The organism is Comamonas sp. C24C (genome assembly GCF_053345995.1).
The window spans coordinates 10,968-32,324 of record NZ_JBKFBC010000012.1 but is presented as its reverse complement, the minus strand read 5'-3'; the positions used below and the strand labels follow the sequence as shown (position 1 = coordinate 32,324).

At 62.9% G+C, this 21,357-nt stretch carries 21 protein-coding genes and 1 riboswitch; of the genes, 13 read left to right on the top strand and 8 right to left on the bottom strand.

Annotated features, from left to right (window positions below; translation table 11 throughout):
* Nucleotides 1–140: 140 nt before the first annotated feature.
* Nucleotides 141–434, bottom strand: coding sequence for a 30S ribosomal protein S20 (gene rpsT / locus ACLBXN_RS19905; RefSeq protein WP_003052598.1), 294 nt, complete (start codon nt 432–434; stop codon nt 141–143).
* Between the two features lie 236 nt (nt 435–670).
* Between rpsT and murJ the strand changes: the two genes are divergently transcribed.
* Nucleotides 671–2,236 carry a murein biosynthesis integral membrane protein MurJ gene (gene murJ, locus ACLBXN_RS19900; RefSeq protein WP_447613295.1) on the top strand — a complete coding sequence of 522 codons (1,566 nt, stop codon included), beginning with the start codon at nt 671–673 and terminating at the stop codon, nt 2,234–2,236.
* Between the two features lie 104 nt (nt 2,237–2,340).
* A complete protein-coding gene (locus ACLBXN_RS19895; RefSeq protein WP_447613294.1) occupies nt 2,341–3,189 on the top strand; it encodes a SirB1 family protein in 849 nt (282 codons plus the stop codon).
* Nucleotides 3,190–3,200: 11 nt separating this feature from the next.
* Here ACLBXN_RS19895 and ACLBXN_RS19890 read toward each other — a convergent pair whose 3' ends face one another.
* A complete protein-coding gene (locus tag ACLBXN_RS19890; RefSeq protein ID WP_447613293.1) occupies nt 3,201–4,259 on the bottom strand; it encodes an AI-2E family transporter in 1,059 nt (352 codons plus the stop codon).
* Between the two features lie 37 nt (nt 4,260–4,296).
* A complete protein-coding gene (purM, locus tag ACLBXN_RS19885; protein ID WP_003052609.1) occupies nt 4,297–5,349 on the bottom strand; it encodes a phosphoribosylformylglycinamidine cyclo-ligase in 1,053 nt (350 codons plus the stop codon).
* A gap of 357 nt (nt 5,350–5,706) precedes the next feature.
* Between purM and hda the strand changes: the two genes are divergently transcribed.
* From hda to folK, 4 genes are read left to right on the top strand one after another with little or no spacing between them, the layout of a single operon-like run.
* The gene (gene hda / locus ACLBXN_RS19880; protein WP_003070849.1) at nt 5,707–6,405 is read left to right on the top strand and encodes a DnaA regulatory inactivator Hda; all 699 of its coding nucleotides are present in this window, start codon (nt 5,707–5,709) and stop codon (nt 6,403–6,405) included.
* Between the two features lie 57 nt (nt 6,406–6,462).
* The gene (locus tag ACLBXN_RS19875) at nt 6,463–7,164 is read left to right on the top strand and encodes an HAD family hydrolase (protein ID WP_447613292.1); all 702 of its coding nucleotides are present in this window, start codon (nt 6,463–6,465) and stop codon (nt 7,162–7,164) included.
* Nucleotides 7,161–8,726: a polynucleotide adenylyltransferase PcnB gene (gene pcnB, locus ACLBXN_RS19870; protein WP_447613291.1), complete on the top strand. Its 1,566-nt coding sequence runs from the start codon at nt 7,161–7,163 to the stop codon at nt 8,724–8,726. Before ACLBXN_RS19875 ends, pcnB begins: the two co-directional genes overlap by 4 nt.
* Nucleotides 8,719–9,231 (top strand): 2-amino-4-hydroxy-6-hydroxymethyldihydropteridine diphosphokinase, encoded by a 513-nt coding sequence (gene folK, locus ACLBXN_RS19865; RefSeq protein ID WP_447613290.1) that lies wholly within the window; start codon nt 8,719–8,721, stop codon nt 9,229–9,231. Before pcnB ends, folK begins: the two co-directional genes overlap by 8 nt.
* A 112-nt stretch (nt 9,232–9,343) precedes the next feature.
* On the opposite strand, the gene ACLBXN_RS19860 is transcribed toward folK, so the two are convergent.
* Nucleotides 9,344–10,312: a Bug family tripartite tricarboxylate transporter substrate binding protein gene (locus tag ACLBXN_RS19860; protein WP_003052626.1), complete on the bottom strand. Its 969-nt coding sequence runs from the start codon at nt 10,310–10,312 to the stop codon at nt 9,344–9,346.
* A 120-nt stretch (nt 10,313–10,432) separates the two neighbouring features.
* The gene (locus ACLBXN_RS19855; RefSeq protein WP_447613289.1) at nt 10,433–11,479 is read right to left on the bottom strand and encodes a CDP-6-deoxy-delta-3,4-glucoseen reductase; all 1,047 of its coding nucleotides are present in this window, start codon (nt 11,477–11,479) and stop codon (nt 10,433–10,435) included.
* Between the two features lie 169 nt (nt 11,480–11,648).
* Between ACLBXN_RS19855 and ACLBXN_RS19850 the strand changes: the two genes are divergently transcribed.
* On the top strand, nt 11,649–12,536 hold the full coding sequence (locus ACLBXN_RS19850) for an NAD-dependent epimerase/dehydratase family protein (RefSeq protein WP_447613384.1): 888 nt from the start codon (nt 11,649–11,651) through the stop codon (nt 12,534–12,536).
* A 119-nt stretch (nt 12,537–12,655) separates the two neighbouring features.
* On the opposite strand, the gene ACLBXN_RS19845 is transcribed toward ACLBXN_RS19850, so the two are convergent.
* Together ACLBXN_RS19845 and ACLBXN_RS19840 are read right to left on the bottom strand one after the other, a co-directional pair.
* Nucleotides 12,656–13,339, bottom strand: coding sequence for a DUF4124 domain-containing protein (locus tag ACLBXN_RS19845; protein WP_447613287.1), 684 nt, complete (start codon nt 13,337–13,339; stop codon nt 12,656–12,658).
* 87 nt (nt 13,340–13,426) lie between these two features.
* On the bottom strand, nt 13,427–14,059 hold the full coding sequence (locus ACLBXN_RS19840; protein WP_447613286.1) for a hypothetical protein: 633 nt from the start codon (nt 14,057–14,059) through the stop codon (nt 13,427–13,429).
* A 248-nt stretch (nt 14,060–14,307) separates the two neighbouring features.
* A riboswitch (FMN riboswitch) is annotated at nt 14,308–14,476 on the top strand.
* A gap of 90 nt (nt 14,477–14,566) precedes the next feature.
* Here ACLBXN_RS19840 and ACLBXN_RS19835 point away from each other — a divergent pair.
* Nucleotides 14,567–15,109, top strand: coding sequence for a 6,7-dimethyl-8-ribityllumazine synthase (locus tag ACLBXN_RS19835; protein ID WP_043006880.1), 543 nt, complete (start codon nt 14,567–14,569; stop codon nt 15,107–15,109).
* Nucleotides 15,110–15,348: 239 nt separating this feature from the next.
* A complete protein-coding gene (locus ACLBXN_RS19830) occupies nt 15,349–16,485 on the top strand; it encodes a branched-chain amino acid ABC transporter substrate-binding protein (RefSeq protein WP_003052646.1) in 1,137 nt (378 codons plus the stop codon).
* 140 nt (nt 16,486–16,625) lie between these two features.
* Here the strand turns inward: ACLBXN_RS19830 and ACLBXN_RS19825 are convergent, their stop codons facing one another.
* Nucleotides 16,626–17,537 carry a LysR family transcriptional regulator gene (locus tag ACLBXN_RS19825; protein ID WP_447613285.1) on the bottom strand — a complete coding sequence of 304 codons (912 nt, stop codon included), beginning with the start codon at nt 17,535–17,537 and terminating at the stop codon, nt 16,626–16,628.
* 108 nt (nt 17,538–17,645) lie between these two features.
* On the opposite strand from ACLBXN_RS19825, the gene ACLBXN_RS19820 reads away from it, so the two are divergent.
* The 4 genes from ACLBXN_RS19820 to ACLBXN_RS19805 form a co-directional block, all read left to right on the top strand.
* Nucleotides 17,646–18,305 carry an NAD(P)-dependent oxidoreductase gene (locus ACLBXN_RS19820; RefSeq protein ID WP_343678900.1) on the top strand — a complete coding sequence of 220 codons (660 nt, stop codon included), beginning with the start codon at nt 17,646–17,648 and terminating at the stop codon, nt 18,303–18,305.
* Nucleotides 18,306–18,460: 155 nt separating this feature from the next.
* Nucleotides 18,461–18,952 carry a DUF2127 domain-containing protein gene (locus ACLBXN_RS19815; RefSeq protein ID WP_343678899.1) on the top strand — a complete coding sequence of 164 codons (492 nt, stop codon included), beginning with the start codon at nt 18,461–18,463 and terminating at the stop codon, nt 18,950–18,952.
* Between the two features lie 77 nt (nt 18,953–19,029).
* The gene (locus ACLBXN_RS19810) at nt 19,030–20,250 is read left to right on the top strand and encodes a sugar transporter (RefSeq protein ID WP_447613284.1); all 1,221 of its coding nucleotides are present in this window, start codon (nt 19,030–19,032) and stop codon (nt 20,248–20,250) included.
* Nucleotides 20,251–20,322: 72 nt separating this feature from the next.
* A partial coding sequence (locus ACLBXN_RS19805) for a porin (protein ID WP_447613283.1) occupies nt 20,323–21,357 on the top strand: 1,035 nt, incomplete at its 3' end.

The window sequence follows — 21,357 nt, the reverse complement described above, 5'->3', positions numbered from 1 at the left end:
GGCGGTGTGCGCATGCGCTGATCATGTCGAGCGCGGACAACAAAAAAACCGCCCTAAGGCGGTTTTGATGTTTTTGCTGACAGCGCACCCGTTACAAACGGCAGATGACCGAAGTCATCCGTGCTTGAGGGAGGCTGGTATTAAGCAGCCAGAGCCAGGGTCTTGACCTTGGCGGACAGGCGGCTCTTATCGCGAGCTGCCTTGTTCTTGTGGAAGATGCCCTTGTCGGCGATCGCGTCGATCACGGACTGAGCCTTGGCAAACAGTTCAGCTGCCTTGGTCTTGTCGCCGGCCACAACAGCCTTCTCGACATTCTTGACAGCAGTACGGTACTTGGAACGCAGCGAAGTGTTCGCAGCGTTCAGCTTGACGTTCTGGCGGGCGCGCTTGCGGCCAGAAGCCAGGCGGGGGTTCTTTTTGGCTTTAGTTGCCATGATTTATTTCCTTGTGTGTCTGAGGATGATGTCAGCAAAACCATGGATTGTATCACCCCCTGTGCGGCTTTGTCGCTTCCCCCTTTAAGGGGGGGCGACATCCTCGCGGCGGGGCGGCCCTTGCTCGATGTCTCTGTGTTGGGCCGTGTCTGGTTTGAGATCGCTGGATTGCTACAGAGTGAAAAGCGCCGCAAATCAGCCTGCAGCGCTTGGCATGAACGCATACACTTCGCTGCGTGTCACTGTTCAAAGCCGCCTCCACCGTATCTCTTCTGACGCTGGCCTCCCGTATTTCGGGGCTGGTACGCGATCTGCTCATGGCCTCCATGTTCGGCGCCAATGCGCTGACCGATGCCTTCAATGTCGCCTTCAGAATTCCCAATCTCTTTCGCCGTCTGTTCGCCGAGGGCGCTTTCAGTCAGGCCTTTGTGCCGGTGTTGGCCGCAAGCAAGACCCGGGATGGCGAGGAGGCCACGCGCCACCTGATCAGTCATGTCGCAACCCTGCTGTTCTGGGCGCTGCTGGTGGTCTGCGTGCTGGGCGTGATCGGCGCTCCGCTGCTGGTCTGGTTGCTGGCCAGCGGCATGCGCCAGTCACCCGACGGCTATCACGCCGCCGTGGTGATGACGCGCTGGATGTTCCCCTATATCGGCTTCATGTCGCTGGTGGCGTTGTCGGCAGGCATTCTCAATACTTGGAAGAAGTTCGCGGTATCGGCCGCCACGCCGGTGCTGCTCAATCTCAGCATGATCGTGACGGCTCTGCTGGGAGCTCCCTGGTTCGAAAAGCAGGGCATAGAGCCCATCTACGCCATGGCCGGCGGCGTGATGCTGGGCGGCGTGCTGCAGCTGGCGGTGCAGATTCCTGCGCTGCGCTCCATGGGGCTGATGCCCCGGATCGGCTTTTCGCCTGCAGCCATTCGCGCAGCCTGGGACGAAGCAGGCGTGCGCCGTATCCTGGCGCTGATGGGGCCGGCGCTGCTGGGGGTTGGCGTGGCACAGGTTTCATTGATGATCAACACCCAGATCGCTTCCTATATGGCACCCGGCAGCGTGACCTGGCTGTTCTATGCCGACCGTCTGATGGAGTTTCCCACGTCCCTGCTGGGCGTGGCTTTGGGCGTGGTGCTGACGCCGCAGCTGGCTTCCGCCAAGGCGGCCGGTGACGGCGAGCGCTACTCCAATATGCTGGACTGGGGGCTGCGACTGGTGGTGCTGCTGGCCGTGCCCTGCGCCGTGGGCCTGCTGACCTTTGCCACGCCGCTGGTGGCCACGCTGTTCCATCGTGGCGCCCTGCATGACAGCGATGTGGGGCAGATCGCCCTGGCGCTGATGGGCTACGGCGCCGGCCTGCTGGGCCTGGTGGCCATCAAGGTGCTGGCGCCCGGCTATTACGCCAGCCAGGACATCCGCACACCCGTGAAGATCGCGATCGTGGTGCTGGTCATTACGCAGTTGCTCAATCTGGTGCTGGTGCCCTGGCTCAAGCACACGGGGCTGGCCCTGTCCATCGGCCTGGCTGCGCTGGTCAATGCAACCTGGCTGCTCATCGGCCTCCTGCGTCGCGGCACCTACAAGCCCGGACCGGGGTGGCTGAAGTTCATCCTGCAGGTGATCGCTGCCAGTGCCTTGCTGGCGGTGCTGCTGCTCTGGGGCAGTCAACACTTCGACTGGGTGGGTCTGCGCAGCAATGGCTTGCTGCGTGCAGGTCTGTTGGCCGCCATGATGGCCGGGGCCGCTGTGCTCTACTTCGGCGCGCTGAGGTTGTCAGGCCTGAATCTGCGTCAGTTGCTGCGCCGCTAGAGCTCGTGCTGCTATTGAAAAAGTGAGCTGCCAGTGCAGTTCTTACAGGCGTATCAAGGGCATTCCGCTTGCGTGGCCTGCCAAGGCGGCTTACAAACCGGTTTATGAGCTGGACGATTGACGAGTACCCCACTGCCCTGCAGTATTTTGCGTCCCTGGTGCAGAGCGACGATAACTTTGCCCTGATGGAGGCGGCCATCAGCATTGCCCAGGATGCCGAGCCTGATCTTGACCTGCAGGCCGTGCAGGCCGATCTGGACAGGCTGCAGGTGCGTCTGGTGCAGCGTCTGGCTGGTGAGGAAGACGGCCTGCACAAGCTCAGTGCGCTCAACAAGTTCTTCTATGGCGAGCTGGGCTTTGCCGGCAATCTCAACAACTACTACGACCCCGCCAACAGTTATATCCACCATGTGCTGCAGACGCGGCGCGGCATTCCCATCAGCGTGGCGTTGATCTGGCTGGAACTGGCTGCCAGCATCGGTCTGACGGTGGAGGGCATAGGCTTTCCGGGGCATTTCCTGGTCAAGGCCATGCTGCCGCAGGGCCAGGTGGTGCAGGACCCGCTGACGGGAGATTCCTATTCCGCAAGTGCGCTGGCGGAGCGCCTGCAGCCGTTTCTCGATCAGGCAGGCATAACGCCCGACGATGCGCCGCCGTTGGGTCTGTATCTGCAGGCAGCCCATCCGCGTGATGTCGTGGCGCGCATGCTGCGCAATCTGCAGGAGATTCATCAGGTCCAGAGGGACTGGCCCATGCTGGTGGCCGTGCTCAATCGCCTGATTTTGCTGCAGCCCGGTCGCGAAGAGCTGTACCGGGACCGAGGCATGGCCTATGCCCAATGGGGGGTAGTTGAAAGAGCGCTATCGGATCTGGAGCGCTATGCGCCCGCTGCGCAAGGGCAGGAGGCCGATTACATCGTCAAGACCATCGCCCGGCTGCGCCGCGCGGGCTGAAAGCTGCCGGCCTACACCAGCTGTGCGGCTTCCAGCTCTTTCTTGAGATAGGCATAAAACAGCGGCGCTGCCACCAGGCCGGCGGGGCCGAAGACAGACTCGGCCACGAACATCACGGCCAGCAGCTCCCATACGCCCATGTGTGTGCGCGTTCCCACGACCTTGGCGTTGATCACGTATTCGGCCTTGTGGATCAGGATCAGGAAACCCAGGCAGGCGGCTGCGGCCACGGGCGACACCGACAGGCCGACCAGCGTCAGTACGGCGTTGCACAGCAGGTTGCCGACGATGGGGATCAGGCCGGCGATGAAAGTCAGCGTGATCAGCGCGGGGGTGTAGGGCAGCTGCAGCTTCCAGATCGGCAATATGGCCAGCAGGAAGATGGAGGTCAGCAAGGTGTTGAAGGCGGCGATCCAGAACTGGGCGGCCACGATCTGCTTGAAGGCCAGGGCAAAGTGTCCGATGCGCTGCTGCAGGGCCTGCACCAGCGGCGGGTTGCGCGTGGCGATGGGGCGCACGGCGGCCAGAGCGCCGATGATCAGGCCGACATAGGCGTAGAGCAGGCCGGTAAGCCAGGCGCGGCCTGCAGTGGCCAGCACGCCGGCCTTGGCGGCCAGATAGCCGGCCAGCTTGCTTTGAATTTCCTGGGCGCCGTCAGGCAACTGGTCGGCAATGTCCGAGGGCAGTTTCTCTCGCAGCTCCAGCACGGTGGCCGCCAGGTAGTCCAGCAGTTCCTTGTACTGGGCAGGTGCCTCGGTGATGTAGGTGCGGGTCTGGGAGAGGGCGCCGCTGAGCAGGGCCAGGGGCGCCAGAATCACGACGGTGGTCGCCACCACCTGGGCCCAGTGCGGCAGCTGATTGCGGGCAAAGGCGCGAGGATTGAGCCGGGACAGCAGGCGAGACAGGGCGCGGGTCAGCATGAAACCCACGCATACGCACAGCAGTCCGGGAAGAATCCCCTGATGCATGACGAGCAGCAGCGCTGCTCCCATCAATATGTAACTGGCCAGTATGACCTTGGGTGAGGCACCCGGTTGCGTAGTGATGGGGGCGGGCAAATGCTGCGTCATTCAGGCTCGGGGTAGAGGGGCTGTGATGAAGACCTGTTTAGCGCACTTCAACGGGCTTGCCGGAGCCGATTTCCGTGATGGCGCCGATGTTGTAGACCTTCTCGCCCAGCTCGGCCAGTGTGGCTGCCGTGGCTTCGGCGTCTTCGGCTGCCACCACCACCACCATGCCGATACCGTTGTTGAACGTGCGGTTCATTTCGATATCGTCAATGCCGGCAGTCTTTTGCAGCCAGGCGAACAGCTCGGTCTGGGGCCAGCTGCCGGCCTTCAGATGGGCAGCCGTGCCTTCGGGCAGCACGCGGGGGATGTTTTCCAGCAGGCCGCCACCGGTGATGTGGGCCAAGGCCTTGATGGGGTGCTTGTCCAATGCGGCCAGCACGTTCTTCACATACAGGCGCGTGGGCTCCATGATGGCGGCCTTGAAGGGCTTGCCGTCCAGGGTCTCGGGCAGGCTGCCCTGGGCTTCGGCGCGCTCGATGCACTTGCGCACCAGAGAGAAACCGTTGGAGTGCACGCCGTGCGAAGCCAGGCCCAGCACCACGTCGCCGGGCTTGACGTTCTGACCGCTGAGGATCTTGGACTTCTCGACCGCGCCGACGGCAAAGCCGGCCAGATCGTATTCGCCATCGGGGTACATGCCGGGCATCTCGGCGGTTTCACCACCGATCAGCGCGCAGCCGGACAGCTCGCAGCCCTTGGCAATGCCGCCCACCACGGCAGCGGCCGTGTCCACATGCAGCTTGCCGCAGGCGAAGTAGTCGAGGAAGAACAGGGGCTCGGCACCTTGCACCAGCACATCGTTCACGCTCATGGCCACCAGGTCGATGCCCACGGTGTCGTGCATATTCCACTCGAAGGCCAGCTTGAGCTTGGTGCCCACGCCGTCGGTGCCGGACACCAGCACGGGTTCCTTGTAGCGCTTGGGCACCTCGAACAGGGCGCCGAAGCCGCCGATGCCGGCCATCACGCCTTCGCGCATGGTTTTCTTGGCCAGGGGCTTGATGCGTTCGACCAGGGCGTCGCCTGCGTCGATGTCAACACCGGCGTCTTTGTAGGAAATGGGAGTAGAGGAGGGTGCGGAAGAGCTCATCGATGGATCCGGTGCGGGGGCGCCCTGCTGGGCGGAAACCCCGGGATTCTACGGCGCTTGCCCGTGCAGCGGGGGCGGCCGGACATGCGTCAAAGGGTTTTGCTGGAGCATTCATGGTCTGACTACAACAACGGCAGTAGGCAAAATCAGCCCGAACCCGCTCGGGGGCTGCGAGTGCAGACTAAAATTGGTGCTTTTGTTACCGAGTGATCACGCTAGGGCATATTGCAGGGCCTGATCTAAATGCGCGTCCGGGCCTTTGTATCTTCCACCATTGATGCTGATGAATCTCCTGCCAGATTTCGCCGCATGGGCTGCTGAATGCCCAGGAAAGGGGGCGCTGCGCGTATGTCGCAGATGAAGCAGCTGGCTCTGGATATCAGCATGGCGCCCGGCCCGACGCTTGCGCGTTTCTTCGTCGGCCCGAATGCTGCGCTGATCGATCATCTGCGTCACTGGGTGGGCGATGGTCAGCTGCAGCAGTCGCGCACGCCTGTGCCCACCTATCTCTGGGGAGAGGCCGGGTCCGGCAAGAGTCATTTGCTCAAGGCGGTGCGAGAAGCTTTGCGCGAGCAAGGCGCGATGGTGGGCTGGATGGATGCATCCACGCCGTTCCCGCCCGAGTTCGACGAGCGCTGGGCTGCCGTGCTCATGGACGATGTGGATATCTACACACCGTTCCAGCAGGCGCGTGCCTTCAACTGGTTTGTGAATGCCACCAGTCCCGCCACCGGCCTGCCGCGCTGGGTGCTGGCTGCGGGCCAGCTGCCAGTCGCCGATCTCAAGATGCGTGAGGACTTGCGCACCCGTCTTGGCTGGGGTCATGTCTATCAGCTGCATCTGCTCGACGAGTCGGCACGGCGTGCCGTGCTGCGTCAGGAAGCCGATGCCCGTGGCGTGTTTCTGAGCGACGAAGTGATGGATTACATGCTCAGACGCTTTTCTCGCGATCTGGGCTCGCTGATGCAGCTGCTGGACATGCTGGACGGTTTTGCCTTGCGCAACAAGCGCGCCATCACCATCCCGCTGCTCAAGACCATGCTGGAAACCGAGTGAGGCCCCCGGTCACGCTCCCCGCTTTGGCCATGCCACAGCATTTTTTGTTGGATTTGAATGTCGACTTCTGAATTGGCTATCAAGCCCAGGCTGGCCCTGTTTGACCTGGACCATACGCTGCTGCCGCTGGACTCCGACCATGGCTGGGGCGAGTTCTCCATCGCCATCGGCTGGTGCGACCGCGAGGAGTTCGGGCGCCAGAACGATGCCTTTTTTGACGACTATCTGGCCGGCCGTCTCAACATCCCCGACTATGTGCGCTTTGCCACGGCTGCCGTGGTTCAGCGTGGCGAGGCAGCGGCCACGGCTGCGCACCAGCGTTTCATGGACGAAGTGATTCGCCCCGCCATGAAGCCTTCCGCCCTGGCGTTGGTGCAGCAGCACCTGGATGCGGGCGATACCGTGGTCATCACCTCGGCCACCAACGAGTTTGTGACGCGTCCCATCGCCCAGGCCTTCGGCGTACATCATCTGCTGGCGACCGAGCTGGTGCGTGATGGCAGCGGCTGGTTCACCGGCGAGATCGCCGGCACTCCCAATATGCGCGAGGGCAAAGTCGTGCGCATGACCGAATGGCTGACCCAGCGCGGCCTGCGCTGGGAGGACGTCGAGGCGACCTTCTACAGCGACTCCATGAACGATGTGCCGCTGCTTGAAAAAGTGGATCACCCGGTGGCCACCAACCCCGATGCGCGCTTGCGTGCCCTGGCCGAGGAACGCGGCTGGCGCATCGTGGACCTATTTAGCGAAGCACCATGATCAAGACCATTATTGACAAGCTGCTGGGCAAGGCGCCCGCAGCTCCCAGCTCGCGTAAGCCCAAGTTCGGCAAGCGTGAGGAAGTGCCGGTTCAGGTGCATGGCATAGACCCGAACCTGGTGGACCGTCGCGCCATCGACGTGGTGCAGACGCTCAAGCGCTCTGGCCACGAGGCCTATATCGTCGGCGGCGCCGTGCGCGACCTGCTGCTGGGCCTGCGCCCTAAGGATTTCGACGTGGCCACCGATGCCACGCCCGAACAGGTCAAGAACCTGTTTCGCCGCGCCTTCATCATCGGCAAGCGCTTTCGGATCGTGCACGTGGTCTATGGCCGCGGCCGTGAAAACGAAGTCATCGAAGTGTCCACCTTCCGGGCCTTTCTGGACAACAGTGCGGCCGAGCAGGTCAGCGGAAATGAACGTACCAGCAAGAATCAGCTGGCTGGGCTGAAACATGCCGTGGATGCCAGCGGCCGCGTTCTGCGCGACAACGTCTGGGGCCCGCAGGACCAGGACGCCACGCGCCGCGACTTCACCATCAACGCCATGTACTACGACCCCGAGACACAGATCGTGGTCGACTATCACGGCGGCATTGCGGATGCCAAGAAGAAGGTGCTGCGCATGATCGGCGATCCGGCCACGCGCTACCGTGAAGATCCGGTACGCATCATTCGTGCCGTGCGCTTTGCCGCCAAGCTCAGCAGCAAGGGCTTCAAGCTCGAAGCCAAGACCGCCAAGCCTTTGGTCGAGTGCGAGCCGCTGCTGCAGGAAGTGCCGCAAAGTCGTTTGTTCGACGAAATGCTCAAGCTGCTGCAGACCGGTCACGCGCTGGCCTCGGTGGCACAGCTCAAGGAATTGGGTCTGTCGCGCGGCATCTATCCGCTGCTGGACGTGGTCATGGAGCGCGCCGACCATCCCTTCGTGCAGGCCGCACTGATGGATACCGACCGCCGCGTGGCCGAAGGCAAGCCCGTGGCGCCCAGCTTCTTGCTGGCCTGCGTGCTGTGGCAGGACGTCAAGCAGGGCTGGGAAAAGCGTCTGGCCAAGAGCTATCACCCTTTCCCTGCACTGCAGGAGTCGATCGACGAGGTGTTCGATCAGCGTATCGGCGATGTCTCGGGCCGGGGCAAGCTGGCTGCCGATATGCGCGAGATCTGGGTCATGCAGCCACGCTTTGACAAGCGCACCGGCGCCACCCCGCACTCCATGGTGGCGCAGCCGCGCTTCCGGGCCGGTTTTGACTTCATGCGCCTGCGTGCCGATATCGGCGAGGTTGAGGAAAGCCTGGCCAGCTGGTGGCAGGAGTTCCAGCAGGCCGATGATGCCCAGCGCGATGACCTGATTGCCCAGGCCCGCGACGAGCAGCGTGCCCGCCAGCGCGCCCAGCAGCAAACGACTCCCAAGGTGCATCGCGTAGCGAAGAAAAAAGCCGAAGGCGACCAGGACAGCCCGCTGGATCAGGTCGCCGCAGAAGGCGATGCCGCCGCGCCCAAAAAGCGCCGCCGCCGTCGCCGCAAACCATCCGCTGGCGCTGCTCCTGCCGCGGGTGGCGATGAATAGACCGCCTGCCCTGGCGACCGATACGGTTGCCGTCGGTCTCGGGGCCAATCTGGGCGATGCGCGCCAGACCCTGTCCTGGGCCGTGGTGGCGATGGCCGGGCTGGCCCGGACCGAGCTGCTGGCCGTGTCCTCGCTCTACAGCAGCAAACCCATTGATTCTTCCGGGCCTGACTATCTGAATGCGGTGGCGCTGCTGCGCACCGAACAGGAGCCGCTGAATCTGCTGCACGCGCTGCAGGCGATCGAGCTGCAGGCCGGGCGCGAGCGCCCCTACCGCAATGCACCGCGCACGCTGGATCTGGATATCGAGCTATGGGGCGACAGGCAGTCGCAGGCTCCCGAGCTGATTCTTCCCCACCCGCGCATGTGGCAGCGCGCCTTTGTGCTGGTGCCACTGGCCGAAATTGCGCCCGGCTGCGTGAGCGCCGAACAGCTGCAGGCCGTGGCAGATCAGGGCATAGAACGCAGCCTGGGTCAGGGCTGGTGGATAGAGCAGTCAGCGTAGTTCAGATTTGATAGCTTCTTGCGCTTGCCTGGCAAGCGATTGAGGCTGAAACTACCAAAAAAAGCCCCGGGGCCGTCAGGCTGCCGGGCTTTTTTATCAGTGCCAGGGCCCGTCAGTCGACCTTGGCGCCGGAGGCCTTGACGATGGGCTGGTACTTGGCGCGCTCGGCGGCCATGAACTTGTCGAATTCTGCAGGCGTGGAGCCCACGGGTTCGGCCATCAGGGCGTTGAAGCGGGTCTTGGTTTCCGGTGCGTGCAGGGCATCATTGAAGGCCTTGCTCAGCTTGTCCAGCACCGGCTTGGGGGTGCCGGCCGGGGCCACCAGTCCCCACCAGGTGTCGATGGCAAAGCCGGGGTAGGTCTTGGACAGCGCGGGCACGCCGGGCAGCAGCGGCGAGGCGTTGAGCGAAGTCACTGCCAGTGCCACCAGCTTGCCGCTCTTGATATTGGGCGCGGCTGCAGCCAGGTTGTCGATATTGAAGTCCACCTCGCCAGACAGCAGGGCCAGCTGGGCGGGGTTGGCGCCACGGTAGGGTACGTGCAGGGCGAAGATGCCGGCCTTTTGCTTGAGCATCTCGCCGGCCAGATGGCCTGCGGAGCCATTGCCGCCGCTGCCGTAGTTGAGCTTGCCGGGATGGCCCTTGGCGTAGGTGATCAGATCGGCCACGCTATGGATCTTGAGCTGCTCGGCCTTGGCGGCATTCATCACCAGCACATTGGGCACGCGCACCATCTGGGTGATGCCGGCAAAGTCCTTGCCTGCGTCATAGGGCATCTTGGTATAGAGCCAGGGGTTGACGGCATGCGTGGCCGTGGCGGCCAGGCCTATGGTCAGGCCGTCGGGCTGGGCCTTGGCAATGGCATCGGCGCCGATATTGCCACCGGCACCGGCCTTGTTGTCGATGATGACGACGCCCAGAGAATCGCGCACCCGCTCTGCCAGAGCGCGGGAGGTGATGTCCAGCGGACCACCGGGCGCATAGGGCACGATCAGACGGATGGGTTCTTGGGCCTGGGAGAGGGGAGAGGCCAAGGCAGCAACGGCCGCCATGACCGAGAGAAGGCTGTTTCTACGGTTCATAGAGCTCTATTGTGCAAAAAATTGCATCGGCTCCGGAACTGGCGGTTACTTGTGCAAGAAAATTGCGCGTAAACCCTGATGCGTCATGGAATGCATCGGGGTTTGCGAAAAACAGCGCTCTTATTTGTCCGCTTCGGAGGTGAAGGCGTCGGCGTAGAACTCTTCGGCAGGCAGGGCCCGTTCGCTGGTATAAGCGGCGCGAGCCGAATCCACGACGATGGGAGCACCGCAGGCATAGACCTGGTAGCCGGACAGGTCGGCAAAGTCGTCCAGCACGGCCTGGTGGACAAAGCCGGTGCGGCCTGTCCAGGCATCCTCGGGCAGGGCGTCGGAGATCACGGGGACATACCTGAACTGGGGCATGGCGGCCGTGTGCTCGGCAATCCAGCTGGCGTCGTACAGATCGGAGGGGCGGCGGCCGCCCCAGTACAGCGCGACGGGGCGGTTGATACCCTTGTGGCGCATATGCTCGATCAGTGCCTTGATAGGGGCAAAGCCCGTGCCCGAGGCCAGCAGGATGATGGGCTTGTCCGAGTCCTCGCGCAGGAAGAAGCTGCCGAACGGGCCCTCCACACGCAGGATTTCCTTTTCCTTCATGCCGCCGAAGACATGATCGGTGAACTTGCCGCCCTGCATGTGACGGATATGCAACTCGATGCCGGGCGCCGTCTCCTGGACATGAGGTGCGGTGGCCATGGAATAGGCTCGGCGGGCGCCGTCACGCAGTATGAACTCCACATACTGGCCTGCGTGGTACTGGAACTTCTCGCTGGCCGGCAACTGCAGGCGCACCTGCATCACGTCATGCGACTTCTTTTCGAGCGCAGCCACGCGTACGGGCATCTTCTTGATGGGGAAGGAACTGGCATCCGTGACCTGGCGCGACTCCAGCACCACATCGCTGTGGGGTGTGGCGCAGCAGGTCAGCACATAGCCGCCGGCTTCCTCCTCGGCGCTCAAAGCCTTGTCCGAGTGCGTGCCGTGGCTGACTTCGCCGCTGAGCTTCTTGCACTTGCAGGAGCCGCAGGCACCGTCCTTGCAACCGTAGGGCAGGCCGACGCCGGTACGAATCGCCGCAGCCAGAATGGTTTCAGCGCCCTGAGTGGCAAAAGCACGTCCGCTGGGCTGGACGGTAATTTCAAACGAAGCGTGGGCAATCTCGGTCATGACGTTTTGGTTATCCTTGAAGGCGTATCCGGCAGCCTTTTTGTCGGCGCTGCTGCTGTCGCAGCAACGCCAGCGGCTCCTTAGAACTTGTACGCACCAGGTCCCGATTTTGCCCTCAAACCAAAGCCCATTGGGCGCGCTGCCAGCGCGCTTTCGTCGTGAACGTCTATTGATCGTCGGCCACGGCGATGTGGGTCAGCGCGTGTCCCGATTGCTGCTCACTTCGGGCCGCGGCAGGCAGGCAGTCCAGGTGCTGGCCTTGAGCCGCAATCCGGAGCGGGCCGGTTTGCTGCATGCCCAGGCCGTGAGGCCTTTGTGGGGGGATCTGGATGATCCGGCCAGCCTGCGCAGACTGGCAGGTATCGCGACGCGTGTGCTGCACCTGGCGCCGCCTCCGGCTCCAGTTGCCGGGGATGAACGCTGGTGGCTGGACACCCGCACCACGGCGCTGCTGCGGGCACTGAGCCTGCGCAGCCTGCCGCGCAGCCTGGTCTATGCATCGACCTCGGGCGTTTATGGCGATTGCCAGGGGCAGTGGGTGAGCGAAACCCGATCCGTCGCGCCGACGACTGCCAGAGCTCAGCGTCGCGTGAATGCCGAGCTCGCGGTGCGCTTTGCAGGGCGCTCGGGTCTGCGGGCCAGCCTGCTGCGCATTCCCGGCATCTATGCCCCGGATCGGGAGGGCGGTACGCCCCGCACCCGGCTGCAGCGTGGCACTGCCGTGCTGAAGCCCGATAACGATGTCTATACCAACCATATTCATGCCGATGACCTGGCGCGTGCCTGCCTGCTTGCGCTGTGGCGCGGCAAGGCGCAGCGCATCTATCACGCCAGCGACGACACGCAGTTGAAGATGGGGGATTACTTCGATCTGGCGGCCGATCTCTACGGCCTGGCCAGGCCGCCGCGCATTTCACGCGAGCAGGCGCAGACCGAACTGCCTGCAAGTCTGCTGAGCTTCATGAGCGAGTCGCGGCGGCTTTCGAATCGACGGCTCAAGCGCGAGTTGAGACTCAGGCTGCGCTATCCCACAGTGACCGAAGGCCTGCAAGGCTAGGCAGGGCCAAGAGCAGGACCGTCCAAAATTGGCGCGGTCAGGCATTGGGCAGCAAGCAAGCACCGCCGCGCAGCGAAGCTGCCGCTCCCTGGGGGAGGGCTCACAGCGCCTCAGGGGGATTACGGTATCGGATGAACGCCGCCGCGGTTGTCATAGCAGCGGAAGACATTGCAGTTGACGATCTTGGCGGGTGGCTGCGATGGAGTGGGACGTGCCGGCGGGTAGCGGTTGGGATAGCCATAGCCCCACTGTGGGCGGTTGATGGCATTGGGCTGCAGCGCCCGGCTTTGCTGCAGCTGCTGGTAGGCGGCTGCGCCCAGGCAGCTCATCTCCATTTGGGCCTGAGCCGCCTGGCTGCGTTCTCCCCAGGTGGCCGGATCGGGGCTCGCTTCGGCCAGTATGGCGTTGTAGCGCTCGCGGGCCTGGCGGCAGGCTGCCGTGTTTTCGAGATTGGCACCGGCCCGGGCCTGGGCTTTCTCGGCGGCTTCGCGCTCCTTGCGTTCCTGCTCTTCGCGCTGACGGCGCTGGGCATCGTCGCGCGCCATCTGGGCCTTGCTGCGCTCCCGCGCCTGGCTGGCATTGGCACGCTCGGAGGCAATTTCCTCGGCGCTTTGCGCCGCCTGAATCTGCGTGCTCATTTCGCCCGAGATGCAGCGGCCGTTGGTATAGGTCACCTCGCCAGTCTTGGCATCGACACAGCGCATGACCTGAGCCTGGGCCGTGCCTGCGATCAGCGCCCAGCCCAGCAGCAAGCCCAGCGGCAGCTTGCGCATGATGACGGTGGGAGATAGGGGCTCTGACATGACCGCTCCTTCAAAGGCGTTTGAGTGCCTGCAAATTATGAAGTGGCGGCAAGAAAAGCAGAAGCGGTGCCGTGCCGCAGCATCGGGTCAGCGCCAGTCACCGCGCGGAGGAAAGCCTTGCTGCTGGCCTTCGCGCTGGCGTTGCTGCTGGCGCTGATCGCGCTCACGTTCGCGGTCTTGCTGTTGGCGGTCGCGGGCCTGTTGCTGGCGATCGCGTTCGGCCTGCATGCGGTCACGCTCGTGCTGCTGCGATTGCTGTTGCTGCTCGCGCTCCTGCTGGCGGCGCATCTGGTCTTGATCGCGGCGATTCTGGGATTGCTGACGATCCCAGTCGCGGCGCTGCTGATCCCGATCGCGCTGTTGCTGAGCGCGGTCGCGCTCCATCTGACGCTGCCATTGCTCGCGATCGCGCATGTTCTGGGCGCGATCGCGTTCCAGCTCGCGCTGGCGCTCCCATTGACGGCGTTCACGTTCGCGCCACGCCCAGTCATTGCGGTCCTGGCCCTGGTACACCGGGTAGGCGGGATAGGCTGGATAAGCAGGCTGGGTGCTGTAGATGGTGGTGGAGCCATAGCTGCCACCGTAGCTGCCACCGTAGCTGCCGCCATAGCCGGAGTCGTACTCGCCGGGAACCGCGCAGGCAGTGCAAAGCACCGCCAAAGCCCCCATGCTGGCCCAGCGTGTGGAGGTGGACATCATTGCCTGCAGGGATGACTTCATGGCGGGTCGGTTGGAGGTGGGGGTGGAAACAAGGCTTTGTGCTCTCAACGTCCGGCGGCTGCTCCGGGTTGACTTCATGATGCTAAGTGCTCATCAAATGAGAGCTTGCTTCGCTTTGTGGACGGGAGATGAAGGCAGTTTTATCTTGATTTTTCAGATTGACGCCATAGTGACCCTTTTGTCAAAAGCGCAGCCAAAGCCTCGCTAGAATGACTTCGTCTTGTGGTGAATTCAGGTTCACTGCAAAGCAGCGTTCTCAGGGCGGGGTGCAATTCCCCACCGGCGGTATCTGCGGCAATGCCTTGCATTGACTGCAGCAGCCCGCGAGCGCCTGCAGTCTCGCCAGAGCCTGCAGGGTCAGCAGATCTGGTGAGATGCCAGAGCCGACGGTCATAGTCCGGATGAAAGAGATCGCGCAGCATTGGTCCGTGGTGTAGCTGTCGCTGCCGCATGGGCAGGTGTTCTTGCGCACGCCCTGATTCATTGGAATTTTCTGGAAATACCACCATGAATCAGACCCCCATCTCCATGAACTTTGCCACTCACGCGACTTCCGACGGTACGCCCTGGAAGGCTGTGGCCGGCCGCAGCCGCATTGCCATCATCAGTGCCAGCTGGCACACCGAAGTGGTCTACCAGGCCCGCGATGCCGCCCAGGCCGAGCTCCAGGCACAAGGCGTGCAGGCAGGCAACATCACGCATTTCAGCGTGCCCGGTGCCTTTGAAATCCCGCTGCTGGCCAAGAAGCTGGCACAAAGCGGTCGTTTCGATGCAGTGATCGCCACTGCACTGATCGTCAACGGCGGTATCTATCGCCATGAATTCGTGACCACGGCCGTGATCGACGGGCTGATGCGCGTGCAGATGGACTCCGAAGTGCCCGTGTTCTCCGCCGTGCTGACGCCGCGCGACTTCCACGAACATGGCGATCATGTGGAGTTCTTCCGCCAGCACTTCGTGAAGAAGGGCGTGGAAGTGGCCCATGCCTGCCTGAGTACGCTGGACCAGCATGCCAAGGTGGATGCATTCCTGCAGGCCAAGGCAGCCTGAGCGGCAGTTGTTGATAAAGGAACGCCCCAGTCTGGGGCGTTCTTCTTGGGTCCTGCTGCCATTTCGCGAGCATGGGTGGCGGCGGCTTTTTCCAGCACAGCCCGGCGCACTTGCCGATCCCTGAAAACACTGATTGTTGTGCCGGTGTAGCACTCCCTGCACCTATGTGATTGCCTCATTGCCAATTGCCTGCCGTGGGGCATAAGGTTGCGTCTTGTCTCAACCGAGTGGAGTGCGCAATGAAGAATTTTGGCAAGTTGTGTATCGCGACAGTCGTAGCAGGTATGGCAGGCGGGGTGATGGCCCAGGAGCAGATCATCAAGATCGGCCACATCGGCCCGACCTCCGGCCCTCAGGCTCACTTCGGCAAGGACGATGAAAACGGCGTGCGCATGGCCATCGAGGACCTGAACGCCAAGGGCATGGAAATCGGCGGCAAGAAGGTCAAGTTCGTGTTGGTGGCCGAAGACGATGTGGCCGATCCCAAGCAGGGTACGGCCGCTTCGCAGAAGCTCTGCGATGACAAGGTCGCTGGTGCCGTGGCCTTTGTGAACTCCGGCGTGGCGATTCCGTCGTCCAAGGTATTCCAGGACTGCGGCATTCCCATGATCACGGGCGCGGCGACCAACCCCGACCTGACCAAGCCCGGCTGGAACACCACCTATCGTGTGATCGCCAATGACAACGCCCTGGGTGCTGCACTGGCCACCTATGCGGCCAAGAACCTCAAGCTCAAGAACGTGGCCGTGATCGACGACCGCACGGCCTATGGTCAGGGTCTGGCCAATGTGTTCAAGAAGGATGCCGAAAAGCAGGGCATCAAGATCGTTGCCAACGAGTTCACCAACGACAAGGCCACGGACTTCATGGCCATTCTGACCTCCATCAAGGCCAAGAAGCCCGATGCCATCTTCTACGGCGGCATGTACGGTCAGGCCGGCCCCATGCTGCGCCAGATGGCCCAGCTGGGCATGAATGACGTCAAGATGTTCGGCGGCGACGGCATCTGCGTGACCGAGCTGGCCAAGGTGGCTGCAGGCGCCAAGCCGCTGGAGAATGTGGTCTGCGCCGACGGCGGTGCCTCCATTGCCAAGATGCCTGGCGGCACGGAGTGGAAAAAGCGCTATGACGCCAAGTATCCGGGCCAGTTCCAGGTCTACAGCCCCTATTTCTATGACGGCACCATGCTGCTGGCCGACGCCATGAAGCGTGCCAACTCCTGGGACCCCAAGGTCTATATCCCCTTCCTGCAGAAGTCCGACTTCTCGGGTGTGACCTCCAAGATCCAGTTCGAGAAGAACGGCGAAATGAAGAACCCCAGCTATACGCTGAGCCGCTATGTGAACGGCAACAAGACGCCTATCGATCTGAAATGATGGTTTGAGTGCGCAGGGCCATGTGGTGTGGCCTGTTTTGCAAAGCCTGCAGATGCCTCGCATTTGCAGGCTTTTTTGCATCCAGCGCCTGGGCGGCAGACCTGGATGGCTACCAGATCCTTGCATGCCTGAGGATTGCGCTAGTTCTGCATGCCCTGGAGCTGACCGAAATACTCGCGCAGCACCTCGATGGCCTCGCGCACCTTGGCGGGCAGGGTGTCGCGGCTGGCGGTGACGGCCCAGATGTCCAGCATGCCCATATTCCAGTCGGGCAGCAGGCGCACCAGTCTGCCAGACTCCAGACTGGCTGCCACGTCATGGGCTGAAAGCAGGGCAAGACCCAGACCCGCTTCGCAGAACTGCTGCACGGCGCTGCGGTGGTTGCTGACCATGAGCGGGCGCACCTGCAGCCGGAACTCCTGGGCCGTACCCTGGTGCCGCCAGAGAAAGTCGGCCTGGGCATCGTCGCTGCGGCTCATCTCCAGCCAGGGCAGCTGCGCCAGCTCGCCGGGGTGTCGGGGCGTGCTGCCGTGGGCCTTGATCCAATGCGGCGAGGCGCAGAGTACGGTGGCGCTGCGTCCCAGATGGCGGGCCACCCAGCTGGAGTCCTGCAGATTGCCGAAGCGCAGCGCCAGATCCACGCGAGCCTGGATCAGGTCTATGGGGGCGTCGTCCATCAGCAGGCGCAGCCGCAACTCAGGATGCATGGCCAGCCACTTGCCCAGCGCCGGGGCAGCATGTTGGGTAAAGCCGGCCGGGGCGGCCAGACGCAGCTCGCCGCTGGGGCGCTGATGCTCGGCGGCCAGCTCGGCGCGGGCCCGGCTGGCGGCTTCGCACATGGCGGCACACTGGATGTAGAAGCGCTGGCCGGCATCGGTCAACGTGAGTTGGCGCGTGGAGCGGTGCAGCAGTGTCAGGCCGGCCTCCTGCTCCAGCTGACGGATGTGCTGGCTGACCGCCGAGGGCGTCATGTCGAGCTGACGGGCGGCCGCGCTCATGCTGCCGCGTTCCACCACGGCGGCAAAAATGGCCATGCGTCTAAAATCTTCCATCCGGCTATTTTGAAGTGCTGCTTCAAGGTTATGGTGGCTGAAGGGGGTTTTTCTCGCGATTAATGCCGATTAATCTTTAGCCCTGTTGAAGATACAAGGAGTTTCTCCATGAAAGTTGCATTGATTGGCGCCACGGGTTTTGTCGGTGCCGGATTGCTGGATGAGCTGCTGCGTCGCGGTCATGAAGTCGTGGCCCTGGTACGCAAGCCCGAAGCTGCTGCCGCACGCGAGCATGTGCAGTTCGTCAAGGCCGATGTGCTCAATGCCGACGAGGTGCAGCGCGCAGTGACCGGCTGCGACGCGGTGGTCAGCGCCTATAACGCGGGCTGGAACAACCCCAATATCTATGACGATTTCATGCAGGGCTCGCGTGCCATCGTGCAAGGTGTCAAGGCTGCGGGCATCAAGCGCTATCTGGTTGTGGGCGGCGCCGGCAGCCTGTACGTGAATGGCCAGCAACTGGTGGATTCGCCCGACTTTCCGGCGTTCATCAAGCCCGGCGCCTCGGCGGCGCGCGACATGTTCGCCGAGCTGCAGAAGGAAGTCGCTCTGGACTGGACCATGCTGAGCCCGGCCGTGGGCTTTCATAGCGGCTCGGCTGCGCAATCCAGGGGCCGCACTGCCGAGTACCGCACGGGCAAGGACGAGCCGTTGATGCAGGCTGACGGTCAGCCCGGCGATATTTCGGTGCAAGACCTGGCCGTGGCGCTGATCGATGCACTGGAGCAGGGCCTCCATGTGCGTGAGCGCTTCACGGTGGCCTATTGATTCTGCGGCAGCTTGGGCCTGAGCTTTACCTGGGGCGCAAGCGCCCCGGGGGGCACTTGAGCTGCCGCGGATGGCGGCGCGTGTCTGCATAAGTTAAGCGCAAGCACTATCCGGCAGTTGTTTCTATAGTGGTGCTTTCAGCGACGGAAACGCCCATGAGTTCACAGTCGTCACTGCGCACTGCGGTCAAGGCCATGGCCGTGTTCGAGGCCACCAAGGGCGTGGCGGCGCTATTGGGGCTGTGGGGCGTGCTGAGTCTGCTGCACCATGATATCCACCGGCTGGTGCTGGAGTTGATCGGCCATATGGGCCTGTCGCCTCAGCAACGCTATCCGGCCCTGCTGCTGCAGGCCGCGGATGCCCTCAACGTCACGCCGGTCAGTACGCTGGTGCTGCTTGGCTGTCTCTATGCAGCCGTGCGCTTCATCGAGGCCTGGGGTCTGTGGCAGGACAAGGCCTGGGGCGAGTGGTTCGGCGTATTGGCCAGCACCGTGTACCTGCCGTTTGAGCTGCTCCATCTGCTGCATCGCAGCAGTTGGCAGGCGATGCTGGTGCTGGCCTTCAATATTGCACTGGTTCTGGTGCTGCTGGCCAGGCTCATTCAGAAGCGCAGGCAGGCCCTCGTCCCTGCAATGGCTGCGGAATAAGCGGACTGCGCGCCCCGTTTGACGCATGGGCGCGCACAATTCGGTCTTTATGCTGCGTTGCAGCAAGCTGCAAATTCATGACAGAGCCCTTAGCCTCTCCGACCTCCACCTCGATATCTCCTGCCCGATCCCCCGCCCAGGCCTGGCTCAGCGTCATTGCGCTGGCGCTGGGCGCTTTTGTCTTCAACACCAGCGAGTTCGTGCCCGTCGGTCTGCTCAGCAGCATTGGCGCCAGCTTCGAGATGCAGGTGGAGCAGGTGGGGCTGATGCTCACCATCTATGCCTGGGTGGTCGCGCTGGCCTCGCTGCCCTTCATGCTGCTCACGCGCAAGGTGGAACGGCGCAAGCTGCTGATGGGCGTATTCGCGGTGTTTGTGCTCAGCCACCTGCTCTCGGGCGTGGCCTGGAGCTATGCGTCTTTGGTCATCAGCCGCATCGGCATTGCGCTGTCGCATGCGGTGTTCTGGTCCATCACGGCCTCGCTGGCCGTGCGCGTGGCGCCGCCGGGCAAGAAGGCCATGGCGCTGAGCCTGCTGGCCACGGGCACCTCCGTGGCCATGGTGCTGGGCATTCCGCTGGGTCGCATCGTGGGTGAATGGCTGGGCTGGCGCATGACGTTTCTGGCCATCGGTGGGGTGGCAGCGGCGGTGATGCTGGTGCTGGGCAAGCTCTTGCCTCTGCTGCCCAGCGAGAACGCCGGTTCACTGTCCAGTGTGCCCATGCTGTTCAGGCGCCCGGCCCTGGTCGGTATCTATGTGCTGCTGGTGGTGGTGATTACCGGTCAGTTCACCGCCTACAGCTACATCGAACCCTTTGTGCAGGACATTGCCGGCCACGCCGGCGATGTGACCACGGCCGTGCTGCTGCTGTATGGCGGCATGGGTATTGTGGGCAGCGTGCTGTTCGGCTGGTTCGGCATGCGCTTTCCGCGCGGCTTTTTGCTGGCGTCCATAGGCGTGCTGGCACTGAGCCTGCTGCTGCTGGTCATGAGCAGCACGCATGTCTGGAGCCTGTATCTGCAAAGCTCGGTCTGGGGCATTGCCATGATCTGCTTTGCGCTGTCCATGCAGTCCAAGGTATTGAATCTGGCGCCCGATGCCACCGATGTGGCCATGTCCATGTTCTCGGGCATTTTCAATATCGGTATTGGTGGCGGCGCACTGCTGGGCAGCATCGTCAGCCAGCAATGGGGCATGACGGATATCGGTCTGGTTGGTGGCCTGCTGATTGCGCTGGGCGGCGCGCTCTGGCTGTTCATGATGCTGAAGCTGGCCGACAGCTTTCGTTTGAAGTCCTAGTTTTGTATACAAAACTGGCCTGACTCTTGCATGGGTGGTTTGTCTCAAACTTTTTTAGAGAGGAAACCACCCATGAAAGCGTTTGCCGCTACCTTCACCACCATCGCCCTGGCTGCGGCCAGCCTGTCGGCCCAGGCCCAGAGCTCCGTGCAGCTCACCGGCACGATCGACAGCTATGCCGGCTCCATGAAGCTGGCAGGCCAGCAGCGCGTGGCCTCGGTCGGCTCCGGCGGTCTGACCACTTCCTGGTGGGGTGTGAAGGGCGTGGAGGATCTGGGCGGCGGCCTCAAGGCCGACTTCAATATCACGAGCTTTTTCCGTGCCGATACCGGCACCCCCGGCCGCTTTGATGCCGACCCCTTTTTCTCGCGTGATGCCAATGTGGGTCTGGCTGGCAGCTTTGGCCGCGTGAGCCTGGGCCGTGGCCTGGCGCCTAACTTTCTGCCCACGGTGCTGACCAATCCGTTTGGCGACTCCTTCACGGTCTCGCCGCTGGTGCTACATGCCAATATGACGACTGCGGCCTGGGGAACGGACAGCCTGACCACGGCTTCCAACACCGGCTGGAGCAACCAGATCCTGTATTCCACGCCCAGTTTCGGCGGTCTCAGGGCCAATGTGCATTACCAGTTCGGCGAGCAGACCAGCAGCGGCAACAAGGGCAAGAAGAATGTGGGCCTGAACCTGATGTACTCGGGCGGACCGCTGAGCCTGACCGCGTTCTACGAGCGTGCGCAGATCAACAACCCGGTATCGCTGGCAGTGATGCCGACCAAGAGCAACTGGATGGTGGGTGGCAGCTACGACTTCAGCGTGGCCAAGCTCTATGCCACTTACGGCCAGGCCAAGATCAACGCCCAGGATCGTGAGAACACCACCTACTCGCTGGGTCTGGACATCCCCGTCAGCGGCACGCCTGGTACCTTCAAGGCAGCGGCTGCACGCACCAAGTCGGAAGTGGGCAACGTCAGCGGCACACGCACCACGGTCAGCCTGGGCTACGACCATTTCCTGTCCAAGCGCACCGATGTCTATGCCGTGGCCATGTATGACCGCGTGAGCATGGACATTCCCAACAAGTCCGGCACCAGCGCCCTGGTGGGTATC

Coding starts and splice junctions, on each gene's coding strand:
- rpsT (WP_003052598.1), bottom strand. CDS start 434: ATGGCAACTAAAGCCAAAAAGAACCCCCGCCTGGCTTCTGGCCGCAAG.
- ACLBXN_RS19895 (WP_447613294.1), top strand. CDS start 2,341: ATGAGCTGGACGATTGACGAGTACCCCACTGCCCTGCAGTATTTTGCG.
- ACLBXN_RS19890 (WP_447613293.1), bottom strand. CDS start 4,259: ATGACGCAGCATTTGCCCGCCCCCATCACTACGCAACCGGGTGCCTCA.
- purM (WP_003052609.1), bottom strand. CDS start 5,349: ATGAGCTCTTCCGCACCCTCCTCTACTCCCATTTCCTACAAAGACGCC.
- hda (WP_003070849.1), top strand. CDS start 5,707: ATGAAGCAGCTGGCTCTGGATATCAGCATGGCGCCCGGCCCGACGCTT.
- ACLBXN_RS19875 (WP_447613292.1), top strand. CDS start 6,463: ATGTCGACTTCTGAATTGGCTATCAAGCCCAGGCTGGCCCTGTTTGAC.
- pcnB (WP_447613291.1), top strand. CDS start 7,161: ATGATCAAGACCATTATTGACAAGCTGCTGGGCAAGGCGCCCGCAGCT.
- folK (WP_447613290.1), top strand. CDS start 8,719: ATGAATAGACCGCCTGCCCTGGCGACCGATACGGTTGCCGTCGGTCTC.
- ACLBXN_RS19860 (WP_003052626.1), bottom strand. CDS start 10,312: ATGAACCGTAGAAACAGCCTTCTCTCGGTCATGGCGGCCGTTGCTGCC.
- ACLBXN_RS19855 (WP_447613289.1), bottom strand. CDS start 11,479: ATGACCGAGATTGCCCACGCTTCGTTTGAAATTACCGTCCAGCCCAGC.
- ACLBXN_RS19845 (WP_447613287.1), bottom strand. CDS start 13,339: ATGTCAGAGCCCCTATCTCCCACCGTCATCATGCGCAAGCTGCCGCTG.
- ACLBXN_RS19840 (WP_447613286.1), bottom strand. CDS start 14,059: ATGAAGTCATCCCTGCAGGCAATGATGTCCACCTCCACACGCTGGGCC.
- ACLBXN_RS19835 (WP_043006880.1), top strand. CDS start 14,567: ATGAATCAGACCCCCATCTCCATGAACTTTGCCACTCACGCGACTTCC.
- ACLBXN_RS19830 (WP_003052646.1), top strand. CDS start 15,349: ATGAAGAATTTTGGCAAGTTGTGTATCGCGACAGTCGTAGCAGGTATG.
- ACLBXN_RS19825 (WP_447613285.1), bottom strand. CDS start 17,537: ATGGAAGATTTTAGACGCATGGCCATTTTTGCCGCCGTGGTGGAACGC.
- ACLBXN_RS19820 (WP_343678900.1), top strand. CDS start 17,646: ATGAAAGTTGCATTGATTGGCGCCACGGGTTTTGTCGGTGCCGGATTG.
- ACLBXN_RS19815 (WP_343678899.1), top strand. CDS start 18,461: ATGAGTTCACAGTCGTCACTGCGCACTGCGGTCAAGGCCATGGCCGTG.
- ACLBXN_RS19810 (WP_447613284.1), top strand. CDS start 19,030: ATGACAGAGCCCTTAGCCTCTCCGACCTCCACCTCGATATCTCCTGCC.